14 protein-coding genes are annotated in these 19,663 nt (G+C 75.1%); 8 read left to right on the forward strand and 6 right to left on the reverse strand.

Annotation, left to right across the window (positions count from 1 at the left end; all coding sequences use genetic code 11):
- Nucleotides 1-6: 6 nt before the first annotated feature.
- From ACI78S_RS13255 to ACI78S_RS13275, 5 genes are read right to left on the reverse strand one after another with little or no spacing between them, the layout of a single operon-like run.
- Nucleotides 7-360, reverse strand: coding sequence for a non-heme iron oxygenase ferredoxin subunit (locus tag ACI78S_RS13255; RefSeq protein ID WP_456973957.1), 354 nt, complete (start codon nt 358-360; stop codon nt 7-9).
- Nucleotides 361-362: 2 nt separating this feature from the next.
- Entirely contained in the window at nt 363-1,661 is a 1,299-nt protein-coding gene (sufD, locus tag ACI78S_RS13260) for a Fe-S cluster assembly protein SufD (protein ID WP_456973959.1), read from the reverse strand.
- The gene (sufB, locus tag ACI78S_RS13265) at nt 1,661-3,100 is read right to left on the reverse strand and encodes a Fe-S cluster assembly protein SufB (RefSeq protein WP_456973961.1); all 1,440 of its coding nucleotides are present in this window, start codon (nt 3,098-3,100) and stop codon (nt 1,661-1,663) included. Before sufB ends, sufD begins: the two co-directional genes overlap by 1 nt.
- The gene (locus tag ACI78S_RS13270; RefSeq protein ID WP_456973963.1) at nt 3,097-3,924 is read right to left on the reverse strand and encodes a helix-turn-helix transcriptional regulator; all 828 of its coding nucleotides are present in this window, start codon (nt 3,922-3,924) and stop codon (nt 3,097-3,099) included. The genes sufB and ACI78S_RS13270 overlap by 4 nt, the downstream gene beginning before the upstream one ends.
- A gap of 45 nt (nt 3,925-3,969) precedes the next feature.
- On the reverse strand, nt 3,970-6,474 hold the full coding sequence (locus ACI78S_RS13275) for an ATP-dependent Clp protease ATP-binding subunit (protein WP_456973965.1): 2,505 nt from the start codon (nt 6,472-6,474) through the stop codon (nt 3,970-3,972).
- A 95-nt stretch (nt 6,475-6,569) separates the two neighbouring features.
- Between ACI78S_RS13275 and ACI78S_RS13280 the strand changes: the two genes are divergently transcribed.
- Entirely contained in the window at nt 6,570-7,532 is a 963-nt protein-coding gene (locus tag ACI78S_RS13280; RefSeq protein WP_456973967.1) for a COX15/CtaA family protein, read from the forward strand.
- 81 nt (nt 7,533-7,613) lie between these two features.
- On the opposite strand, the gene ACI78S_RS13285 is transcribed toward ACI78S_RS13280, so the two are convergent.
- Nucleotides 7,614-8,537 (reverse strand): heme o synthase, encoded by a 924-nt coding sequence (locus tag ACI78S_RS13285; RefSeq protein WP_456973969.1) that lies wholly within the window; start codon nt 8,535-8,537, stop codon nt 7,614-7,616.
- Between the two features lie 306 nt (nt 8,538-8,843).
- Here ACI78S_RS13285 and tkt point away from each other — a divergent pair, with 306 nt between their 5' ends.
- From tkt to ACI78S_RS13320, 7 genes are all read left to right on the forward strand, one after another.
- Complete coding sequence (tkt, locus tag ACI78S_RS13290) at nt 8,844-11,057, forward strand: transketolase (protein ID WP_456973971.1); 2,214 nt, start codon at nt 8,844-8,846, stop codon at nt 11,055-11,057.
- A gap of 29 nt (nt 11,058-11,086) precedes the next feature.
- The gene (tal, locus tag ACI78S_RS13295) at nt 11,087-12,187 is read left to right on the forward strand and encodes a transaldolase (protein WP_456973973.1); all 1,101 of its coding nucleotides are present in this window, start codon (nt 11,087-11,089) and stop codon (nt 12,185-12,187) included.
- A 129-nt stretch (nt 12,188-12,316) separates the two neighbouring features.
- A complete protein-coding gene (gene zwf / locus ACI78S_RS13300; protein WP_456973975.1) occupies nt 12,317-13,834 on the forward strand; it encodes a glucose-6-phosphate dehydrogenase in 1,518 nt (505 codons plus the stop codon).
- On the forward strand, nt 13,831-14,964 hold the full coding sequence (locus ACI78S_RS13305; RefSeq protein ID WP_456973977.1) for a glucose-6-phosphate dehydrogenase assembly protein OpcA: 1,134 nt from the start codon (nt 13,831-13,833) through the stop codon (nt 14,962-14,964). Before zwf ends, ACI78S_RS13305 begins: the two co-directional genes overlap by 4 nt.
- Nucleotides 14,964-15,770: a 6-phosphogluconolactonase gene (gene pgl / locus ACI78S_RS13310; protein ID WP_456973979.1), complete on the forward strand. Its 807-nt coding sequence runs from the start codon at nt 14,964-14,966 to the stop codon at nt 15,768-15,770. Before ACI78S_RS13305 ends, pgl begins: the two co-directional genes overlap by 1 nt.
- A 33-nt stretch (nt 15,771-15,803) precedes the next feature.
- Nucleotides 15,804-18,878, forward strand: coding sequence for a BTAD domain-containing putative transcriptional regulator (locus ACI78S_RS13315; protein ID WP_456973981.1), 3,075 nt, complete (start codon nt 15,804-15,806; stop codon nt 18,876-18,878).
- Nucleotides 18,875-19,633 carry a PIG-L deacetylase family protein gene (locus tag ACI78S_RS13320; RefSeq protein ID WP_456973983.1) on the forward strand — a complete coding sequence of 253 codons (759 nt, stop codon included), beginning with the start codon at nt 18,875-18,877 and terminating at the stop codon, nt 19,631-19,633. Before ACI78S_RS13315 ends, ACI78S_RS13320 begins: the two co-directional genes overlap by 4 nt.
- Nucleotides 19,634-19,663: the final 30 nt, after the last annotated feature.

Consider the following 19,663-nt stretch of genomic DNA (forward strand, 5'->3'; position numbering starts at 1 on the left):
CGCTCCTCAGCTGTTGGCCGCGATCGGGAGGGTGCCGTCTGCTTCGGTGTCGACGTACACGTCCTCCCCTTCCACGCGGACCGGGTAGACGGACACCGGCTCGGTGGCCGGGAGGTTGGTGGGTTCACCGGTGCGCAGGTCGAAGCACGACCCGTGCAGCCAGCACTCGATGGTCGGGGCGCCCTTGAACTCCTCGACGTCGCCCTCGGAGAGCGGCACCTCGGCGTGCGAGCACAGGTCCTCGACGGCGTAGACCCGGCCCTCGAAGCGGACGACGGCGACGTCGACGTCGTCGAGCTCGACCCGCAGCGCCCCCGGCTCGGGGACGTCGGACAGCGCGCAGACCCGCTCGAAGGCCACGGTCAGGCCACCTCGACCGGCTGCTCGTCGAGGTCGGGCAGGGCGCCGAGCCGCTTCTCGATGGCGCCCATCAGGCGGTCCTGCAGCTCGGGGACGCCGATGCGCTGGACGACGTCGGCGAAGAAGCCGCGGACGACGAGGCGGCGCGCGGTCTCGGCGTCGATGCCCCGCGAGCAGAGGTAGAACAGCTGCTCGTCGTCGAAGCGGCCGGTGGCGCTGGCGTGGCCGGCGCCGACGATCTCGCCGGTCTCGATCTCGAGGTTCGGCACCGAGTCGGCGCGGGCGCCGTCGGTGAGCACCAGGTTGCGGTTGAGCTCGTAGGTGTCGGTGCCGGTGGCCTGGGGGCGGATGCGGACGTCGCCGATCCACACGGTGCGGGCGCCCTCGCCCTGCAGCGCGCCCTTGTAGAGCACGTTGCTGGTGCAGTTGGGCACGGCGTGGTCGACCCAGAGCCGGTGCTCCTGGTGCTGCGTCTCGTCGGAGAAGTAGACGCCGAACAGCTCCGCCGTCCCGCCGGGGCCGGCGTACTGCACGTTGCTGACCAGCCGCACCAGGTCGCCGCCGAGGGTGACCACCACCTGCGTGAAGGTGGCGTCGCGGCCGACGACGGCGTCGAACTGGCCGGCGTGCAGCGCGCCCGGCGCCCAGTCCTGCACGGACACCAGGGTCACCTGGGCGCCGTCGCCGACGACGACGGCGACCCCGCCGGAGTACCGCGCCAGCCCGGAGTGGTCGAGCACGACCGTCGTCTTGGCGAAGGCGCCGACCTCGACGACCAGCTGGCCCCACACGACGTCGTCGGAGCCGCTGCCGGAGAGCCCCAGGGTCACCGGGCGGTCGAGCTGCGCCTCGGGGCGGACCCGGACGACGGCGGCGCCGCCGGCGCGCTGCCGGGTCTGCGCCGCCAGGAAGTCCACCGGCTCGGGCAGGCCCTTGAGCAGCGGGTCGTCGGCGTCGACGCTGGTCAGCTCGACGCCCTCGGGCAGGTCGGCGTCCCAGGCGAGGTGGGCGTCCGACGGCGCGCCGTCGAGCAGCGGGCGGATCCGGCGCATCGGCGTGAAGCGCCAGTCCTCCTCGCGGCCGGTGGGCCGGCCGAACGCCTCGGGGTCGGTCGAGGTGAACCGCTCGGCCGGCGAACCGGTCGGGGCCGGCCCGCCGTGCGAGTGCGCGCCGGGCGCGGCCGCCGTGCCGGTCGCCGGGGTCGTCGGCGGGCCGGCCTGGGCGCCGACGCCGTCGGCGAACAGCTCGCCGGCGAGGGTGGCCGAGTCGGTGGTGAGTCCAGTCGTGTTGTCGCTCGGCATCAGCCGACGGCACCTTCCATCTGCAGCTCGATCAGGCGGTTCAGCTCGAGGGCGTACTCCATGGGCAGCTCGCGGGCGATCGGCTCGACGAACCCGCGCACGACCATGGCCATCGCCTCGTCCTCGGACAGGCCGCGGCTCATCAGGTAGAACAGCTGGTCCTCGCTGACCCGCGAGACGGTGGCCTCGTGGCCCATCGCGACGTCGTCCTCGCGGACGTCGACGTAGGGGTAGGTGTCGGACCGGCTGATCGTGTCGACCAGCAGGGCGTCGCACTTCACCGTGGACTTCGAGCCGTGCGCGCCCTCGTCGATCTGCACCAGGCCGCGGTAGGAGGTGCGGCCGCCGCCGCGGGCCACCGACTTCGACACGATGGTCGAGGAGGTGTTCGGCGCGGCGTGCACCATCTTGGCGCCGGCGTCCTGGTGCTGGCCCTCGCCGGCGAAGGCGATGGAGAGCACCTCGCCCTTGGCGTGCTCGCCGGTCATCCAGACCGCCGGGTACTTCATGGTGACCTTGGAGCCGAGGTTGCCGTCGATCCACTCCATGGTCGCGCCCTCGTGGGCGATCGCCCGCTTGGTGACCAGGTTGTAGACGTTGTTCGACCAGTTCTGGATGGTCGTGTACCGGCAGCGCGCGTTCTTCTTGACGATGATCTCGACGACCGCCGAGTGCAGCGAGTCCGACTTGTAGATCGGCGCGGTGCAGCCCTCGACGTAGTGCACGTAGGCGCCCTCGTCGACGATGATCAGCGTCCGCTCGAACTGGCCCATGTTCTCGGTGTTGATCCGGAAGTAGGCCTGCAGCGGGATCTCCACGTGCACGCCCTTCGGCACGTAGATGAACGAGCCGCCGGACCACACGGCGGTGTTCAGCGCGGCGAACTTGTTGTCGCCGGACGGGATCACCGAGCCGAAGTACTCGCGGAACAGGTCCTCGTGCTCCTTGAGCGCGGTGTCGGTGTCGAGGAAGACGACACCCTGCTCCTCGAGGTCCTCGCGGATCTTGTGGTAGACGACCTCGGACTCGTACTGGGCCGCGACGCCGGCGATCAGCCGCTGCTTCTCGGCCTCCGGGATGCCCAGCTTGTCGTAGGTGTTCTTGATGTCCTCGGGCAGCTCGTCCCACGAGGTCGCCTGGGCCTCGGTGGAGCGCACGAAGTACTTGATGTTCTGGAAGTCGATGCCGGAGAGGTCCGAGCCCCAGTCGGGCATGGGCTTGCGCTCGAAGAGCTTGAGCGCCTTGAGGCGGCGCTCGAGCATCCACTCGGGCTCGTTCTTGCGGCGCGAGATGTCCCGGACGACGTCCTCGTCCAGGCCGCGGCGCGCGGAAGCCCCGGCGACGTCGGCGTCGGCCCAGCCGTACTGGTAGCGGCCGAGCTGCTCGATCTGCTCGTCCTGCGTCAGCGGCGTGCCCACCGGCTGCTGGGTGCTGGTCATGCGTGCGTCCTCTCCCGGTGCGTCTCAGGGGCGCTGGTCGATGGGGTGGTGCTGCGGGACGTGGCCGGCACACGAACGCTGCGCGCGTGCGCCGACCGCTCCCTCGGTACAGGGCCTGCGGGGGTCGATCTGTTCCCGGCCGCCGGCGCCGCGGGGATGTGTGTGGTGCAGATCCCGTCGCCGTGGGCGATCGTCGCCAGGCGCTGGACGTGCGTGCCCACGAGCCGGGAGATCACCGCGGTCTCCGCCTCGCACAGCTGCGGGAACTCGGCCGCCACGTGCGCCACCGGGCAGTGGTGCTGGCAGAGCTGCCCGCCGCTGGAGATCGCCGAGGCCGTGGCAGCGTAGCCCTCCGCGGTGAGCGCCCGGGCGAGGGCCTGCGCCCGGTCGGCGGGCGCGCCCCCGCTGGTGGCCGCGGCGACCGCGCCGGAGGCGCGGGCCTCCAGCCCCGCCAGCTGCCGCTCGGCGACGGCGCGGACCGCCTCGGGCCCGCCGACCTGCGCCACGTACCGCAGCGCGGTCAGCGCCAGGTCGTCGTAGGCGTGCGGGAACTCGCGGCGGCCGGCCTCGGTGAGCAGGAAGTGCCGGGCCGGGCGTCCGCGCCCGCGGTGGGGCTCGGCCACCATCCGCTCCTCCACCCGGCCGGCGGCCGCCAGCGCGTCGAGGTGCCGGCGGACGGCGGCCGGCGAGATGCCCAGCCGGCCGGCGAGCTCGGAGGCGGTCTGCGGCCCGTGCTCGAGGAGGAGGGCGGTCACCCGCTGGCGGGTCCGGCCGTCGTCGGCGCCGGCCGACGGACGCGCAGGAGCTGCCGCGTTGGTTTCCACAACACGAGTGTGTCCTATTTCGGCGTCCGCGCAAGCAAGGGTCGCCTAACCCTGCGGCGCCCCCACCGGCTCGGCGACCTGCACGTCGAGGTCGCCGTCCCGGACGCCGACCACCACCCGCTGCCCGGAGCGCAGGCCGCCCTCGAGCATCAGCCGGGACAGCCGGTTGTCGACCTCCCGCTGCAGGGCCCGGCGCAGCGGCCGGGCGCCGAACTGCGGCTCGAACCCGCGCTCGGCCAGCCAGTTCACCGCCTCGTCGGTGAACTCCACCTCGATGGCCTGGGCGGCCAGGCGGCGCCGGGTCTCCTCCAGCAGGAGGCGGGTGATCCGCGCCAGCTGGTCGCCGTCGAGCTGGCGGAACACGACGATCTCGTCGATCCGGTTGAGGAACTCGGGGCGGAACGACTCGCGCAGCCGCCGCATGATCGAGTCGCGCAGATCACTGCGGCCGCCGTCGGCGCGGCCGAACCCGAGCGGCTCGCGGTTGCCGACGATCAGCTCCGACCCGAGGTTGCTGGTCATGATCACGACGGTGTTGCGGAAGTCCACCGTCCGGCCCTGCGAGTCGGTGAGCCGGCCGTCGTCGAGGACCTGCAGCAGCGTGTTGAACACGTCGGGGTGCGCCTTCTCGATCTCGTCGAGCAGCACCACCGAGTAGGGCCGGCGGCGCACGGCCTCGGTGAGCTGGCCGGCGTCCTCGTAGCCGACGTAGCCGGGCGGGGAGCCGACCAGCCGGCTCACCGTGTGCCGCTCCTGGAACTCGCTCATGTCCAGCCGGACCATGCGGTCCTCGTCGCCGAAGAGCGCCTCGGCCAGGGCCCGCGCCAGCTCCGTCTTGCCGACGCCGGTGGGACCGAGGAACAGGAAGCTGCCGATCGGGCGGCCGGGGTCGCCCAGCCCGACGCGGGAGCGGCGCACCGCCTCGGCGACCACGGCGACGGCCTCGTCCTGGCCGACCACGCGCTCGTGCAGCCGCTGCTCGAGGTTCAGCAGCCGCTGCATCTCCTCCTCGGTCAGCTGGCTGACCGGGATGCCGGTGGCGCGGGAGACGACCTCGGCGATGTCCTCGACCTCGACGCAGGGGACGCCGCCCTCGCCGCCGCCCCCGCGCGCCTGCTCCAGGCGCTGCTGGGCCTCGGCGAGCTGGTCGCGCAGCTCGGAGGCGCGCTCGTACTGCTCGGCGGCGACCGCCTGGTCCTTCTCGCGCTGCAGCCGGGCGATCTCCTGCTCCAGCCCCCGCAGGTCGGTCGTCGGCGTGTGCACCCGCCGGCGCACCCGGGCCCCGGCCTGGTCGATGAGGTCGATCGCCTTGTCGGGCAGGTGCCGGTCGGGGACGTAGCGGTCGGACAGCTCGACGGCGGCGACCAGCGCCTCGTCGGTGAAGCGCACCTGGTGGTGCGCCTCGTACCGGTCGCGCAGGCCGCGCAGGATCTCGACGGCGTCCTCGACGGTCGGCTCGGGCACGAGGATCGGCTGGAACCGCCGCTCCAGGGCGGCGTCCTTCTCGATGTTGCGGCGGTACTCGTCGAGCGTGGTGGCGCCGATGATGTGCAGCTCGCCGCGGGCCAGCGCCGGCTTGAGCATGTTGCCCGCGCCCTGCGAGCCCTCCGACGCGCCGGCGCCGACGACGGTGTGCAGCTCGTCGATGAAGACGATCACCTCGTCGGAGTGCTCGCGGATCTCGTCGATGATCTTCCTCAGCCGCTCCTCGAAGTCGCCGCGGTAGCGGGTGCCGGCGACCAGGCCGGTCAGGTCCAGCTCCACCACGCGCCGGCCGCGCAGGGTCTCGGGGACGTCGTCCTCGGCGATCTGGGCGGCGATGCCCTCGACGATGGCGGTCTTGCCGACGCCGGCCTCGCCGATGAGCACCGGGTTGTTCTTGCGGCGGCGGGCCAGCACCTCGAGGGTCTGCTCGATCTCCTGCTCGCGGCCGATGACCGGGTCGATGCGGCCGTCGCGGGCCATCTCGGTGAGGTCGCGGCCGAACTCGTCGAGCGTCGGCGTGCTCGACGGCGGCCGGCCGCCGCCGCCCTGCGCGGTCGCGGGCCCGCCGGTGGCGGCCTGCTGCAGCGACTCCGGGGTGACGCCCTGCTCCTGCAGCAGCCGCCCGCCGGGCGACTCGGGGTTGACCGACAGCGCGAACAGCAGGTGCTCCGGCCCGATGTAGGTGGAGCCCAGCGCCCGGGAGATGCGGTGCGCGTCGAGCAGCGCCCGCTTGGCCGCGGGGGTGAGCACCGGCGGCCGGCCGGTCGGCTCGCCGGTCCCGGGCCGGGGCTCCGCCCGCTGCTGCAGGCGGCCGGGGTCGGCGCCGGTGCGGGCGAGCAGCGTCCGGGTGGGCTCGTCGGCGGCCAGCGCCCACACCAGGTGGTCGGTGTCGAGGTCGGCGCTGCCCGTCTCGGCGGCCCGGCGCGCCGCGTCGTTGATCAGCTCGCGGGCCCGTTCGCTGAGGAACTGGGTGATGTCGATCCGCTGCCGCGGCTGGCCGGCCATGCGACCGAAGAACTCGTCGAAGGGACTGCCGAAGGAACCGGGGAAGAAGCCGCTCGTCATGTCGCTCGTCTCGCAGAGGGGGGCCGGCGCCGGGGCTGGGCGGCGGCTCGTCGTGTGCGCCCTACCCCGGTGACCGCACCGCCTAGCATCGGGCCGTGCCGGTTCTCCCTCGGGCCTTCTCCCCCACCGTGATCTCGCGCGTGGCCCTCGCGAACGTCGTCGCCAACGTGCTGATCGTGGTCACCGGTGGCGCCGTGCGGCTGACCGGCTCGGGCCTGGGGTGCCCGACCTGGCCGCGGTGCACCAGCGAGAGCTTCGTCACCACGCCCGAGATGGGCGGCCACGGGGTCATCGAGTTCGGCAACCGGACGCTGACCGGCGTCCTGACCGTGACCGCGGTCGCGACGCTGGTCGTCGTGTGGCGGTCGGCGCGCACCGACCTGCGCCGGCTGGCCGTGCTCAGCTTCCTGGGCATCCCCGTGCAGGCCGCGCTCGGCGGCGTCACGGTGCTCACCGGGCTCAACCCGTGGACCGTCGCCGCGCACTTCCTCCTCTCGATGGCGCTGATCGCGGTCACCACGGTGCTGTGGCTGCGCTCCCGCGAGCCCGGCGTCGGCCAGCTCGTCGTCCGCCGCCCGCTGCCGCTGCTGGTCGCGGGCGTCGCCGCGGTCACCGCCGCCGTCCTGGTGGCCGGCACGATCGTCACCGGCAGCGGGCCGCACAGCGGCGACGTCGACGAGAACGACGTCCCCACCGGCGACCGGATCGGCGTCGACCCCGAGCTCATGAGCCAGCTGCACGCCGACGTCGTCTTCCTGCTGATCGGACTGACCGTCGCGCTGCTCGTGGCCCTGCACGCCACCGACTCCCCCGGCCGGGTCCGCCGGGCGGCCCGCGACCTGCTGGTCGTGCAGCTGGCGCAGGGCGTCGTCGGCTACGTGCAGTACTTCACCGACCTGCCGGTCGTGCTCGTGCTGCTGCACATGCTCGGCGCGGCCCTGATCGCGGCCTGCACCGCGCGCCTGGTGTGGTCGGTCCGCGGCCCGGCCTCCGAGGTCGACGACACCGTCGCCCTCCGGGCGACACCGCGGCCAGGAGCCGTCCCTGAGCTGCGCTGAGCCGCTGCCGTCCCGCCTCGGGGAGGCCTCCGGGCCCCGCTCGCCGGGACCTATGCGCCCGGCAGGTCGCGCCTCGGCGCCTCAGACCAGCGTGTCGATGATGATCGCGGCCGACAGCAGGGCCATGTACGAGATCGAGACGTGGAACAGCTGCATCGGCTTGGTCTCGGCGCCGCGGCGGATGCGCGAGAGCAGCTTGTGCGCCTCGAGCGCGAACCACAGGCCGAGCGCGGCCGCGGCGGCGGTGTAGACCCAGCCGATGCCGTAGCCGGCGGCCACCGGCCACAGCAGCAGCGAGACGGCGACGGTGGCCCACGTCCAGGCGACGGTCTGCCGGCCCACCGACAGCGCCGACGCCACGACCGGCAGCATCGGCACGTCGGCGCGGGCGTAGTCGGAGCGGAAGCGCATGGCCAGCGCCCAGAAGTGCGGCATCTGCCAGCAGAAGACGACGGCGAAGAACACCACCGCCGGCCAGTCCAGCGAGCCCGTGACCGCCGCCCAGCCGATGAGCACCGGCGCCGCGCCCGGCACGCCGCCCAGCTCGGTGCTGCGCCGGGTGTGCCGCTTGAACACCATCGTGTACAGGACGGCGTAGTAGACGATCGCGCCCAGCGCCAGCGCGGCGGCGAGCAGCGTCGTGGCGGCGGCGAGCAGCGCGGTCGACACCACGGTGAGCACCAGGCCGAAGACCAGGGCGCCGCGGGCGCTCACCTCGCCCATCGGCAGCGGGCGCCGCTCGGTGCGGTGCATGAGCCGGTCGATGTCGCGGTCGTACCAGCAGTTGAAGACGTTGGCGGCGCCGGCGGCGAGCGTGCCGCCGACGAGGGTGGCGGCCAGCAGCCCCCACGACGGCCAGCCGCGGGCGGCGATCATCATCGCCGGCACCGTCGTGACCAGCAGCAGCTCGATGATCCGCGGCTTGGTCAGCGCCACGTAGGCGCGCACCACGCCGGACAGCCGCCGGGTCGTGCCGACCTGGGGTCGCTCGGAGACCGCCGTCACCGGGAGACCACGCCGGCGTCGACGCAGGGCCCCTCCGGGCGGGGAGACAGCACGGGGGTCCCTTCGAACCGGGGAATTGGAACGAGAGCCACTGTAGCCCGCGCCCCGTCGGGGAATGGCCTGGGATGACTAGGGTTTCCTCACGTTGACGCTGCACGTGCAGCGGGTAGGGCCGACGTCGACGACGACGGTGCCCCGATCCAGCTTTGCTCCGCGCACCGTCACCCGCCCGGGGCCGGCCCCCCGGTTCCCGGGCGTCCGCAGCACCACCCGAGTGGCCTGACTCCGAGGGAGCACCGAACCGACATGGGAACGCAGAGCACCGAGTCCGAGGCCCCGGCCGAAGCCGCGACCGACGCCCCCACCGGCGAACCGCGCCAGCCGAACCCCACCCTGCCCGAGGGCTTCGGCGACCTCGACCGCCGCGCCATCGACACGGTGCGCGTACTGGCGATGGACGCCGTCCAGAAGGTCGGCAACGGCCACCCCGGGACCGCCATGAGCATGGCGCCCACCGCCTACCTGCTCTTCCAGAAGTGGCTGCGGCACGACCCCACCGACCCGAACTGGGTCGGCCGCGACCGGTTCGTCCTGTCGATGGGCCACTCCAGCCTGACCCTGTACATCCAGCTCTTCCTCTCCGGCTACGGCCTCGAGGTGGAGGACCTGCAGGCGCTGCGCACCTGGGGCTCGAAGACCCCCGGCCACCCCGAGGTCAACCACACCCCCGGCGTGGAGACGACGACCGGCCCGCTGGGCCAGGGCGTGGGCAACGCGGTCGGCATGGCGATGGCCGCCCGCCGCGAGCGCGGCCTGTTCGACCCCGACACCCCCGAGGGCGAGAGCCTGTTCGACCACACCATCTGGGTCTTCGCCTCCGACGGCGACCTGGAGGAGGGCGTGAGCGGCGAGGCGTCGTCCCTGGCCGGCACCCAGGAGCTGGGCAACCTGGTGCTGGTCTACGACGACAACCGGATCTCGATCGAGGACGACACGAACGTCGCCTTCACCGAGGACGTCGGCAAGCGCTACGAGGCCTACGGCTGGCACGTGCAGCACGTGGACGACGGCGAGGACCTCGCCGCGATCGACGCCGCCTTCGCCGCGGCCAAGGCCGAGACGAGCCGGCCGTCGATCGTCGTGCTGCGGACGATCATCGCCTGGCCCGCGCCGAACAAGCAGAACACCGGCGCCGCGCACGGCTCCGCGCTGGGCGACGCCGAGGTGCGGGCCACCAAGGAGGTGCTGGGCTTCGACCCCGAGCGGACCTTCGAGGTCGCGCCGGAGGTCCTCGAGCACGCCCGGAAGGTCGTCGACCGCGGCAGGGAGCAGCACGCCGAGTGGCAGCAGCGCTTCGACGCGTGGGCGGCGGAGAACCCGGACGGCGCGGCGCTGCTCGAGCGGATGACCACCCGCACCCTGCCGGAGGGCTACGCCGAGAAGCTGCCCAGCTGGGACGCCGACCCGAAGGGCGTGGCCACCCGGAAGGCCTCCGGTGAGGTGCTCGCCGCGCTCTACCCGGCGCTGCCTGAGCTGTGGGGCGGCTCCGCCGACCTGGCGGAGAGCAACAACACCGCGGTGAAGGGCGAACCGTCGTTCCTGCCGGCCACCCGGCAGACGAAGATGTGGTCGGGCGGCCCCTACGGCCGCACGCTGCACTTCGGCGTCCGCGAGCACGCGATGGGCGCGATCATGAACGGCATCGCCCTGCACGGCGGGACCCGCGTCTACGGCGGCACGTTCCTGACGTTCTCCGACTACATGCGCGGCGCCGTCCGGCTCGCCGCGCTCATGCAGCTGCCGGTCATCTACGTCTGGACGCACGACTCGATCGGGCTCGGCGAGGACGGCCCCACCCACCAGCCGATCGAGCACTTCGCCGCGCTGCGCGCCATCCCGGGCCTCGACGTCGTCCGCCCGGCCGACGCCAACGAGGTCGCGGTGGCCTGGCGGACGATCCTGGAGCACAACGACCGCCCGGCGGGCCTGCTGCTGTCCCGGCAGAACCTGCCGGTGTTCGACCGCGGCGAGTTCGCCTCCGCCGAGGGCGTGGCCCGGGGCGCGTACGTGCTGGCCGACGCGTCGAACGGCGAGCCCGAGGTGATCCTGGTCGGCACCGGCTCGGAGGTGCAGATCGCGGTGGCCGCCCGCGAGCGGCTGGAGGCCGACGGGGTGCCGACCCGCGTCGTCTCCGTCCCCTGCGTCGAGTGGTTCGCCGACCAGGACCAGGCCTACAAGGACGAGGTCCTGCCCCCGTCGGTGCGCGCCCGCGTCAGCGTCGAGGCCGGCGTGCCCATGGGCTGGCGCGAGTTCGTGGGCGACGCCGGCCGGATCGTCGGCCTCACCCACTACGGCGCCAGCGCCGCGTACGCCGTGCTGTACGAGGAGTTCGGCCTCACCGACGAGGCCGTCGTCGCCGCCGCCCGCGAGAGCATCGAGGCCGCGCGCTCCGGCGACGCCGTCCCGGCCGGTCCGGTGCCGGCCACCGGGGGTCTCCCCCACCCCACCGGCGACCGCTGAAAAAACCCCACCCAGAAAGGCACGAGCACATGGCTCAGAACGAGAGGCTGGCCGAGCTCTCCTCGGCCGGGGTCGCCGTCTGGCTCGACGACCTCTCCCGCGACCGCATCCGCAGCGGCAACCTGCAGTCGCTGGTGGACGAGCACTCGGTCGTCGGGGTGACCACGAACCCCACGATCTTCGCCGCGGCGATCAGCGGCTCCGACTCCTACGACGACCAGCTGCACGCGCTGGCCGTCCGGGGGGTCAGCGTCGAGGAGGCGCTGCGCACCATCACCGCCGCCGACGTCCGCGACGCCTGCGACCTGCTGGCGCCGGTGGCCGAGCGGCAGCCCGGTGACGGGCGGGTCTCCCTCGAGGTGGCCCCGGGGCTGGCCCACGAGACCGACGCCACCGCCGCGGAGGCCGCGCACCTGTGGTGGCTGGTCGACCGGCCGAACCTGTTCATCAAGATCCCGGCGACCCGGGCGGGGCTGCCGGCCATCACCGAGACGATCGCCAACGGCATCAGCGTCAACGTCACCCTCATCTTCAGCCTCGAGCGGTACCGGGCGGTCATGGACGCCTACCTCGCCGGGCTGGAGAAGCGGGTGGAGAAGGGCGGCTCGGTGGAGGGCATCGCCTCGGTGGCGTCGTTCTTCGTCTCCCGCGTCGACACCGAGATCGACAAGCGGCTGGACGAGGCCGGCGCCGACCCGTCGCTCAAGGGCAAGGCAGGCGTGGCCAACGCGCAGCTGGCCTACCAGGCCTACGAGGAGGTCTTCTCCTCCGACCGGTGGCGGGCGCTGGAGGCGAAGGGCGCCGTGCCGCAGCGGCCGCTGTGGGCCTCCACCGGCGTCAAGAACCCCGAGTACTCGGACACGCTCTACATCTCCGAGCTCATCGCGCCCGGCACGGTCAACACCATGCCGGAGAAGACGATGAAGGCCTACGCCGACCACGGCGAGCCCGGCACGCCGGTGCAGAAGTCCTACGACGACGCCGCCGCCGTGATGAAGGCCGTCGCCGACGCCGGCGTCGACCTCGACGACGTCTTCAAGGTCCTCGAGGACGAGGGCGTGCAGAAGTTCGTCGACTCCTGGGACGAGCTGACCGCCTCGGTGAAGAGCGAGCTCGAGGACAAGAAGTAAGAAGGACCCCCCTGCCCCGCCCCTCGCACGCCCGCGGCGGGCCCGGCAGGGGGGCCGACCACCCCTGATCCGCCGTCCGGTCCGCCGTCGGGCCGGGCGGCGGACCCGCCTGCGAGCCGAGGACGGACGATGATCACCAACCCGCTGCGCGATCCGCGGGACCGGCGGCTGCCCCGCGTGCCCGAACCCTGCGCCCTGGTCGTCTTCGGGATCACCGGCGACCTCGCCCGCAAGAAGCTGCTGCCGGCCGTGTACGACCTGGCCAACCGGGGGCTGCTGCCCACCAACTTCGCGCTGCTCGGCTTCGCCCGCCGCGACTGGGGCGACACCGACTTCGCCGAGCTGGCCCGCGACGCCGCCCGCAACGCCGCGCGCACCCCGTGGCGCGAGGAGGTCTGGGACCAGCTGGCCAGCAGCGTGCACTTCGTGCAGGGCTCCTTCGACGACGACAACGCCTTCGACCAGCTCGCCGACACGCTCAACGACCTCGAGGGCAGCCACGGCATCGGCGGCAACGCCGCCTTCTACCTGTCGATCCCGCCGGCGATGTTCCCCGTCGTCCTCAAGCAGATGCAGCGCACCGGGATGGCCGAGAGCACGCCCGACCGCTGGCGGCGGGTGGTCGTGGAGAAGCCGTTCGGGACCGACCTGGAGTCCAGCCGCGAGCTCAACGCCCTCGTCGACTCGGTGTTCACCGCCGAGGACGTCTTCCGCATCGACCACTACCTGGGCAAGGAGACCGTCCAGAACCTGATGGCGCTGCGGTTCGCCAACGAGCTGTTCGAGCCCGTCTGGAACGGCCACCACGTCGACTCGGTGCAGATCACCATGGCCGAGGACGTCGGCATCGGCGGCCGTGCCGGCTTCTACGAGAAGACCGGCGCCGCCCGGGACGTGCTGCAGAACCACCTGCTGCAGCTGCTCGCGCTCACCGCCATGGAGGAGCCGGTCGAGTTCTCCGCCGAGGAGATCCGCACCGAGAAGCTCAAGGTGCTGCGGGCCGTCTCGCTGCCGGAGGACCTGGAGACCTTCGCGATCCGCGGCCAGTACGAGCAGGGCTGGCTGGCCGGCCAGCGGGCGAAGGGCTACCGGCAGGAGGAGGGCGTCGACCCGGCCTCGACGACCGAGACCTACGCCGCCGTCCGGCTCGGGGTGGAGACCCGCCGCTGGGCCGGCGTGCCGTTCTACCTGCGCACCGGCAAGCGGCTGCCCCGCCGGGTCACCGAGATCGCGCTGATGTTCAAGCGCGCGCCGCACCTGCCGTTCGCGCCCACCGACACCGAGGAGCTGGGCAACAACCAGCTCGTCGTGCGCGTCCAGCCGGACGAGGGCGTCACCCTCAAGTTCGGGTCGAAGGTGCCGGGCAGCGTCATGGAGGTCCGCGACGTCGCGATGGACTTCCTCTACGGCGAGCAGTTCACCGAGGCCAGCCCCGAGGCCTACGAGCGGCTGCTGCTCGACGTGCTGCTCGGCGACGCCACGCTGTTCCCCCGCAACGCCGAGGTCGAGGCGTCCTGGCGGGTGATCGACCCGCTGGAGGACTTCTGGGCGGGCAGCACGCCGTACACCTACCGGGCCGGCGAGTGGGGTCCGCGCGCCGCCGACGAGATGCTCGCCGCCGAGGGAAGGAGGTGGCGCCGGCCATGACCACCCTCTGGGACACCACCGGCTCCGCCGTGGTCAAGGAGCTCGCCGCGCAGCGGCGCACGGGCGGCGCGGTGCTCTCCGGGGTCGCGCTCACCCTGGTCGTCGTCGCCGACGAGGGCCGGGTGGCCGAGGCCGAGGAGGCCGCCACCCTCGCCGCCGAGCAGCACCCCTGCCGGCTGCTGGTCGTCGTCCGCCGGCAGATCGAGGCGCCGCAGCCGCGGCTGGACGCCGAGGTGCTCATCGGCGGGCGGCTCGGCCCGGGCGAGGCGGTCGTCATGCGCATGTACGGCCGGCTGGCGCTGCACGCCGAGTCGGTGGTGCTGCCGCTGCTGGCCGCGGACGCGCCGGTGGTGAGCTGGTGGCACGCCGCGGCCCCGGAGCGCATGGCCACCGACCCGCTGGCCGTCATCGCCGACCGGCGGATCACCGACAGCTCGCTGGCCGACGACCCGGTCGCCGCGCTGCGCACGCGAGCCGGGGACTACGCCCCCGGCGACACCGACCTGACGTGGACCCGCAGCACGCCGTGGCGGGCGACCCTGACCTCCACCGTGGACTCGGTCGCCGGCCGCCGCGGCGAGCCGGTGCGGATCCGCGGCGGCCGGGTCGAGGGCCGGCCGGGCAACGCCACCGCCGAGCTGCTGGCCGGCTGGCTGTCCTCCCGCAGCGGCACCCGCGTGGACGTCGTCAAGGCCGAGCGGACGCCGGGGCCCAGCGGGGTGGACGCCGTCGTGCTGGAGCTCGACGAGGACGAGCAGATCCGGGTGCAGGCCGACCGCCGGGGCGGGGCGAGCATCACCCAGCCGTTCCGGCCGGACACCAACGTCGCGCTGCCGGACCGCCCGCTCGGCGACCTGCTGGGCGAGGAGCTGCGCCGGCTCGACCCCGACGAGCCGTACCAGGAGGCGCTCGAGGCGGCCACCGGCGTCACCGGCCTGGCGGAGCGTTCCCCGGTGCGCGAGCACATCTGGTTCGACCCGGCCGACCCCGACGGCAAGGCGCGCCCCGGCACCGCCCGCCCGGCCACCACACCGGCCCCGTCCCGCCGCCGCGGCACCAGGGCGGCGGAGGTGCAGGGCTCGGGCTCCGCCACCGCCGAGTCGCCGGCCGCGGAGGAGGTGACCCGCTGATGCCGCTGCCCCCCGGCGACCGCGTCTCCGCCCGGCTGGCCGCGGAGGGCCGCCCGGCCCCCGACGTCGTCATCGAGCCCGACGCCGACCGGCTGGCCCGGGCGGTCGCCTCCGCGCTGGTGGCGCGGCTGGCCGCCGCGCAGGCGGTGCACGGCACCGCGTCGGTCGTGCTCACCGGGGGCGGCATCGGCACCGCGGTGCTGGAGCGGGTCGCCGGCCTGGCCGAGGAGCCGGAGCGGGAGGTCGTCGACTGGACGGCGGTCGACGTCTGGTGGGGCGACGAGCGGTTCGTGCCCGCCGGCAGCGACGACCGCAACGAGCTCGGCGCGCGCCGGGCGCTGCTCGACCGGGTCGGGGTGCCGCCGGAGCGGGTGCACGCCATGCCGGCCTCCGACGCCGGCTTCGACACCCCCGAGGCCGCCGCGGAGTGGTACGCCGGTCAGCTGGCCGCCGCCGGCGACGACGGGCTGCCCCGGTTCGACGTCCTGCTGCTCGGCGTGGGCCCCGAGGGGCACGTGGCGTCGATCTTCCCCGACTCCCCGGCCGCCACCGACGAGCGCACGGTGGTGCCCGTCCGCGACTGCCCGAAGCCGCCGCCCACCCGGGTCAGCCTCGGGTTCGCGGCGATCAACGCGGCGGAGGAGGTCTGGCTGCTCGTCTCCGGCGAGGGCAAGGCCGACGCGGTCGCCCGGGGGGTCGCCGGCGCCGAGCCCGCGGAGCTGCCCGCGGGCGCCGTCCGGGGCCGGCGGGCCACCAGGTGGTTGCTCGACGCGGCCGCGGCCAGCAAGCTGGGCGCCCCCGCCTGATCCCACCCGGCGGGGAGACCGACGGGGAGGGTGATGGAGGTCCGGGTCCTGGGGCCGGTCGAGGCCCGGCGCGACGGCGTGCCCGTGCACCTCAACGCCCGGATGAACCGAGCCCTGCTGGTGATCCTCGTGCTGGAGCGGGGCGGGGTGGTGGCCGCCGACCGGCTGGTCGACCTGCTGTGGGACGGCGCGCCCCCGCCCAGGGCCACGGCGGCGCTGCACACCAAGATCGCGCACCTGCGGCGGGCGCTGCAGCCCGACCGCGCGCCGCGCAGCGAGGACTCGCTGATCCGCACCTCGCCGGCCGGCTACCGGATCGCCCGCGAGGACGTCGACCTCGACGCCGACCGCTTCGAGCGGTCGGTCGGCGAGGCCCGCGGGCTGGTCGCCGCCGACCCCCGCCGGGCCCTGGCGCTGCTCGACGAGGCGCTCGGACTGTGGCGCGGGCCGGCGCTGGCCGAGTTCGCCGACGAGCCGTTCGCCGAGGCGTTCGTGCAGCGGCTGGAGAGCCTGCGGCTGACCGCGGTGGAGCTGCGCGCGGCCGCCCGGCTGGGTGCCGGGGACACCGACCGCGCCGTCGACGAGCTGCGGCCGCACGTGGCCGCGCACCCGCTGCGCGAGCAGGCGCGGGCGCAGCTCGCCCGGGGGCTCTACCTGGCCGGGCGGCAGGCCGACGCGCTGGCCGTGCTGGCCGAGGGCCGGGCGCTGCTGCGCGAGGAGCTCGGGCTCGATCCCGGGCCGGAGCTGCAGCGGCTGGAGCGGCAGATCCTCGACCACGACCCGGCGCTCGCCCCGGCCGCGCCGCCCGCCGCCGCGCCGGCGCCGGTGCCTGGGCCCTCCGTGCGGCGCCCCCGGCTGGTCGGCCGCGACGCCGAGTGCGCGCTGCTCGACGGCGTGGTCGCCGAGGCCGCCGCGGGCTCGGGCTGCGTCGTCCTGGTCACCGGGGACGCCGGCATGGGCAAGTCGGCGCTGCTGGCCTCCCTGGCCGACGCGGTCGCCGCCGCGGGCGGCCCGGTCCGGTCGGCGACCTGCCGGGACGGTGTCGCCGCCCCGCCGTTCTGGCCGGTGCTGCAGATCGTCCGGGAGGCCGCCGCGGCCGCCGACGAGGCCGGTCGCGCGCGGCTGGCCGAGGCGCTCGGCCCGCTCGCCGGGACGGTGCCCCACCCCGGGGGCCCGGCGCTGCCCGCGACCGGCGGCCTGGACCCCGCCATGGTGCTGGTGCACCTCGCCGACGCCCTCGCCGCGGCGCTGGCCCGCCCGCCCGGCGTCCCCGCCCTGGTGGCCTTCGACGACCTGCACGCGGCCGACCCGGCGACGCTGCGGCTGGTGACCGCGCTGGCGGCGGAGGTGGCGACCGCGCCGACCGTGCTGGCGCTCGCGCTGCGCAGCGGCGAGGAGGGCGACCCGCGCCCGCTGGCCGACGCGCTGGCCGCCATCGGTCGCCTCCCCCGGCTGGTCCGCCTCGACCTGGCGCCGCTGCCGCCGGACGCCGTCGGCACCCTCATCGCCGGCTCGCTCGACGGCGCGGACGCCGACGTCGACGGGCTGGTCGCCCGGGCGGAGGGCAACCCGTTCTTCGCCCTCGAGCTCGCCCGCGCGGCCGCCGCCGGCGCCGGGTCGGCCGGCGCGGTCCGCGGCCGGCCGGTGGGCGGCGTGCCGGCGCCGGTGTACGACGTGCTCCGGCAGCGGTTCCTGCGGTTGCCGCCGGAGGGCCTGGAGCTGCTCACCGCCGCCGCGGTGGCCGGGGAGCCGCTGCCCGCCGACGACCTGGCCGCGATCCGCGGCCTCCCGGTCGACGAGGCCCTCGACCTGCTCGAGGCCGCGCTGGCCGCCCGGCTGCTCGCCGACACCGGCGACGGCGGCTTCGCCGTGGCGCACGCCCTGGTCGGTGAGGCGCTGCGCGCGCCGCTGTCGAGCGCCCGCCTCGCCCGGCTGCACCGGGCCGTGGCCCTGCGGCTGGAGGCCCGGGCCGGCGACGACCCGCAGGCGGCGGCCCGGATCGCCGCCCACCACCTGGCGGCCCGGTCGCTCGACGGCGGCGCGGCGGCGCTGCCCTGGCTGGAGCGGGCGTCGGACGCCGCGCTGCGGGTCTCGGCGCTGGACGCCCTGCGCGAGGTCAACGAGCAGCTGGTGGCCCTCGTCGGCCCGGCCGACCGGCGCCGCGAGCTGCGGGCGCGCAGCCGGATCGCCTACGCCGACGTCTGGTCGAGCGGCTACGACACCCCGGCGATCCGGGAGTACCTGCGGCTGGTGCGCGCCTGGCAGGTGCCCCGGCCGGTGCGGCCCGACGACCTGGAGCTGCTCTGGGTGGCGGCGATGCTGGAGGGGCAGGTCGGCCGGCTCGACGACGCGGCCGGCACGGTGGCGCGGATGGCCGAGGTCGCCGCCGAGGTCGACGACGCCACCGCCCGCTACCTGCACGAGGACATGGCGGCCGTCGTCCGCTGGCGCGAGGCCCGGGTCGCCGAGGCGCTGGCCCACCTCGACCGGGCCGAGCGGCTGGTCGACGGCGGCGGCGTGGACCTGGGCCGCTCCCTGGCCTTCTCCCCGCGCGCCCGGATCGCGGTCGTGCGGGCGCACTGCTTCTGGCTCCAGGGCCGGCGGGACGAGGCGTTCGCGCAGGCGGAGGCGGCCGTGGCCACCGCCGAGGAGACCGAGCTGGGCGCGGCCGGCTTCGCCCGCCGCTGGTCGCTGGTGCTGGCGCTGATGGACGGCGACCGCGACCGCGTTCGGCGGCTGGTGGGCCTGCGGCCCGGCGCGCCGTCGTGGGAGCGGCTGCCCTACCCGGCGGCCGTCGTCGGGTTCGCGCGGGCGTGGCTGCACGCCGCGGACGACCCGGCGGCCGGGCTGCCCGGGATGCGGGCGGCGCACGCCGCGCTGGTCCGGCACGGGCTCGCCGGCGGGCGCTCGGTGCTGCTCGGCCTGCTGGCCGAGGTCGCCCTGCGCGCCGGCGACCCGGTGGCGGCGGAGTCGTTCTGCGAGGCCGGCCTGGCGGTCGCCTCGCTGGCCGAGCGCTACTGGGTGCCGTCGCTGCAACGGATCCGCGGCGCCGCCCGTCAGGTGACCGCAAGCGCGGCGTCAGACGAGGCGGCCACGGTGTCCCCATGAGCGAGCCCCGCCCCGCCCCCCTGACCGACGTGCGCCCCGGCGACCGCTGGCTGGTCGCCGTCGCCCACCCCGACGACGAGACCTTCGGCTGCGGCTCGGTGATCGCCCGCGCCGCCCGGCTCGGGGCACGGGTGACCGTCGCCTGCGCCACCCGCGGCGAGGCCGGCGAGCTGCCGGCCGGGGCGCCCCCGTGCGAGGACCTCGGCGCGGTCCGGGAGGCGGAGCTGCACCGGGCCGCGGCCCTGCTCGGCGCCGACCGGGTCGAGCTGCTCGGCTACCGCGACTCCGGCTTCGACGGCGGGCTGCCCGCCGGTTCGCTGTGCGCCGCGCCGGTCGAGGAGGTGGCCCGCGTGCTCGGGCGCCTGGTGGCCGACCTGCGCCCGACCGTGGTGGTCGTGCTCGACGGCAGCGACGGCCACCGCGACCACCTGCACGTCCGGGCGGCCGCGGCGCAGGCGCTGGCCGGCGTCCCGGGGCCGGCGCTGTACGAGCAGGCGCTGCCGAGCTCCCTGTTGCGCCGGTGGCTGGTCGAGACCGCGCAGGCTCGCGGCGACGACGCCTACCACGCGGCCGACGCCGACGCCCTCGGCCGCCCGGACGAGGAGATCACCGACGTCGTCGACGTCGCCGACCTGCTCGCCGTCCGGGAGGCGGCGATCGCCGAGCACCGGTCGCAGACGTCACCGTTCGAGGGGCTCGGCGACGAGCTGCGGCGGGCGTTCCTGACCCGGGACCACCTCGTGCGCGTGCGGTGACGCCGCGTCGGCGGCGCGGTGCAAGGCCCT

Source organism: Geodermatophilus sp. SYSU D00815 (genome assembly GCF_054050035.1).

Bases quoted from the DNA above. Each gene is read 5' to 3' on its own strand.
- tal (WP_456973973.1), top strand. From the start codon at position 11,087: ATGGCTCAGAACGAGAGGCTGGCCGAGCTCTCCTCGGCCGGGGTCGCC.
- ACI78S_RS13320 (WP_456973983.1), top strand. From the start codon at position 18,875: ATGAGCGAGCCCCGCCCCGCCCCCCTGACCGACGTGCGCCCCGGCGAC.
- tkt (WP_456973971.1), top strand. From the start codon at position 8,844: ATGGGAACGCAGAGCACCGAGTCCGAGGCCCCGGCCGAAGCCGCGACC.
- ACI78S_RS13275 (WP_456973965.1), bottom strand. From the start codon at position 6,474: ATGACGAGCGGCTTCTTCCCCGGTTCCTTCGGCAGTCCCTTCGACGAG.
- ACI78S_RS13305 (WP_456973977.1), top strand. From the start codon at position 13,831: ATGACCACCCTCTGGGACACCACCGGCTCCGCCGTGGTCAAGGAGCTC.
- zwf (WP_456973975.1), top strand. From the start codon at position 12,317: ATGATCACCAACCCGCTGCGCGATCCGCGGGACCGGCGGCTGCCCCGC.
- sufB (WP_456973961.1), bottom strand. From the start codon at position 3,100: ATGACCAGCACCCAGCAGCCGGTGGGCACGCCGCTGACGCAGGACGAG.
- ACI78S_RS13315 (WP_456973981.1), top strand. From the start codon at position 15,804: ATGGAGGTCCGGGTCCTGGGGCCGGTCGAGGCCCGGCGCGACGGCGTG.
- pgl (WP_456973979.1), top strand. From the start codon at position 14,964: ATGCCGCTGCCCCCCGGCGACCGCGTCTCCGCCCGGCTGGCCGCGGAG.
- sufD (WP_456973959.1), bottom strand. From the start codon at position 1,661: ATGCCGAGCGACAACACGACTGGACTCACCACCGACTCGGCCACCCTC.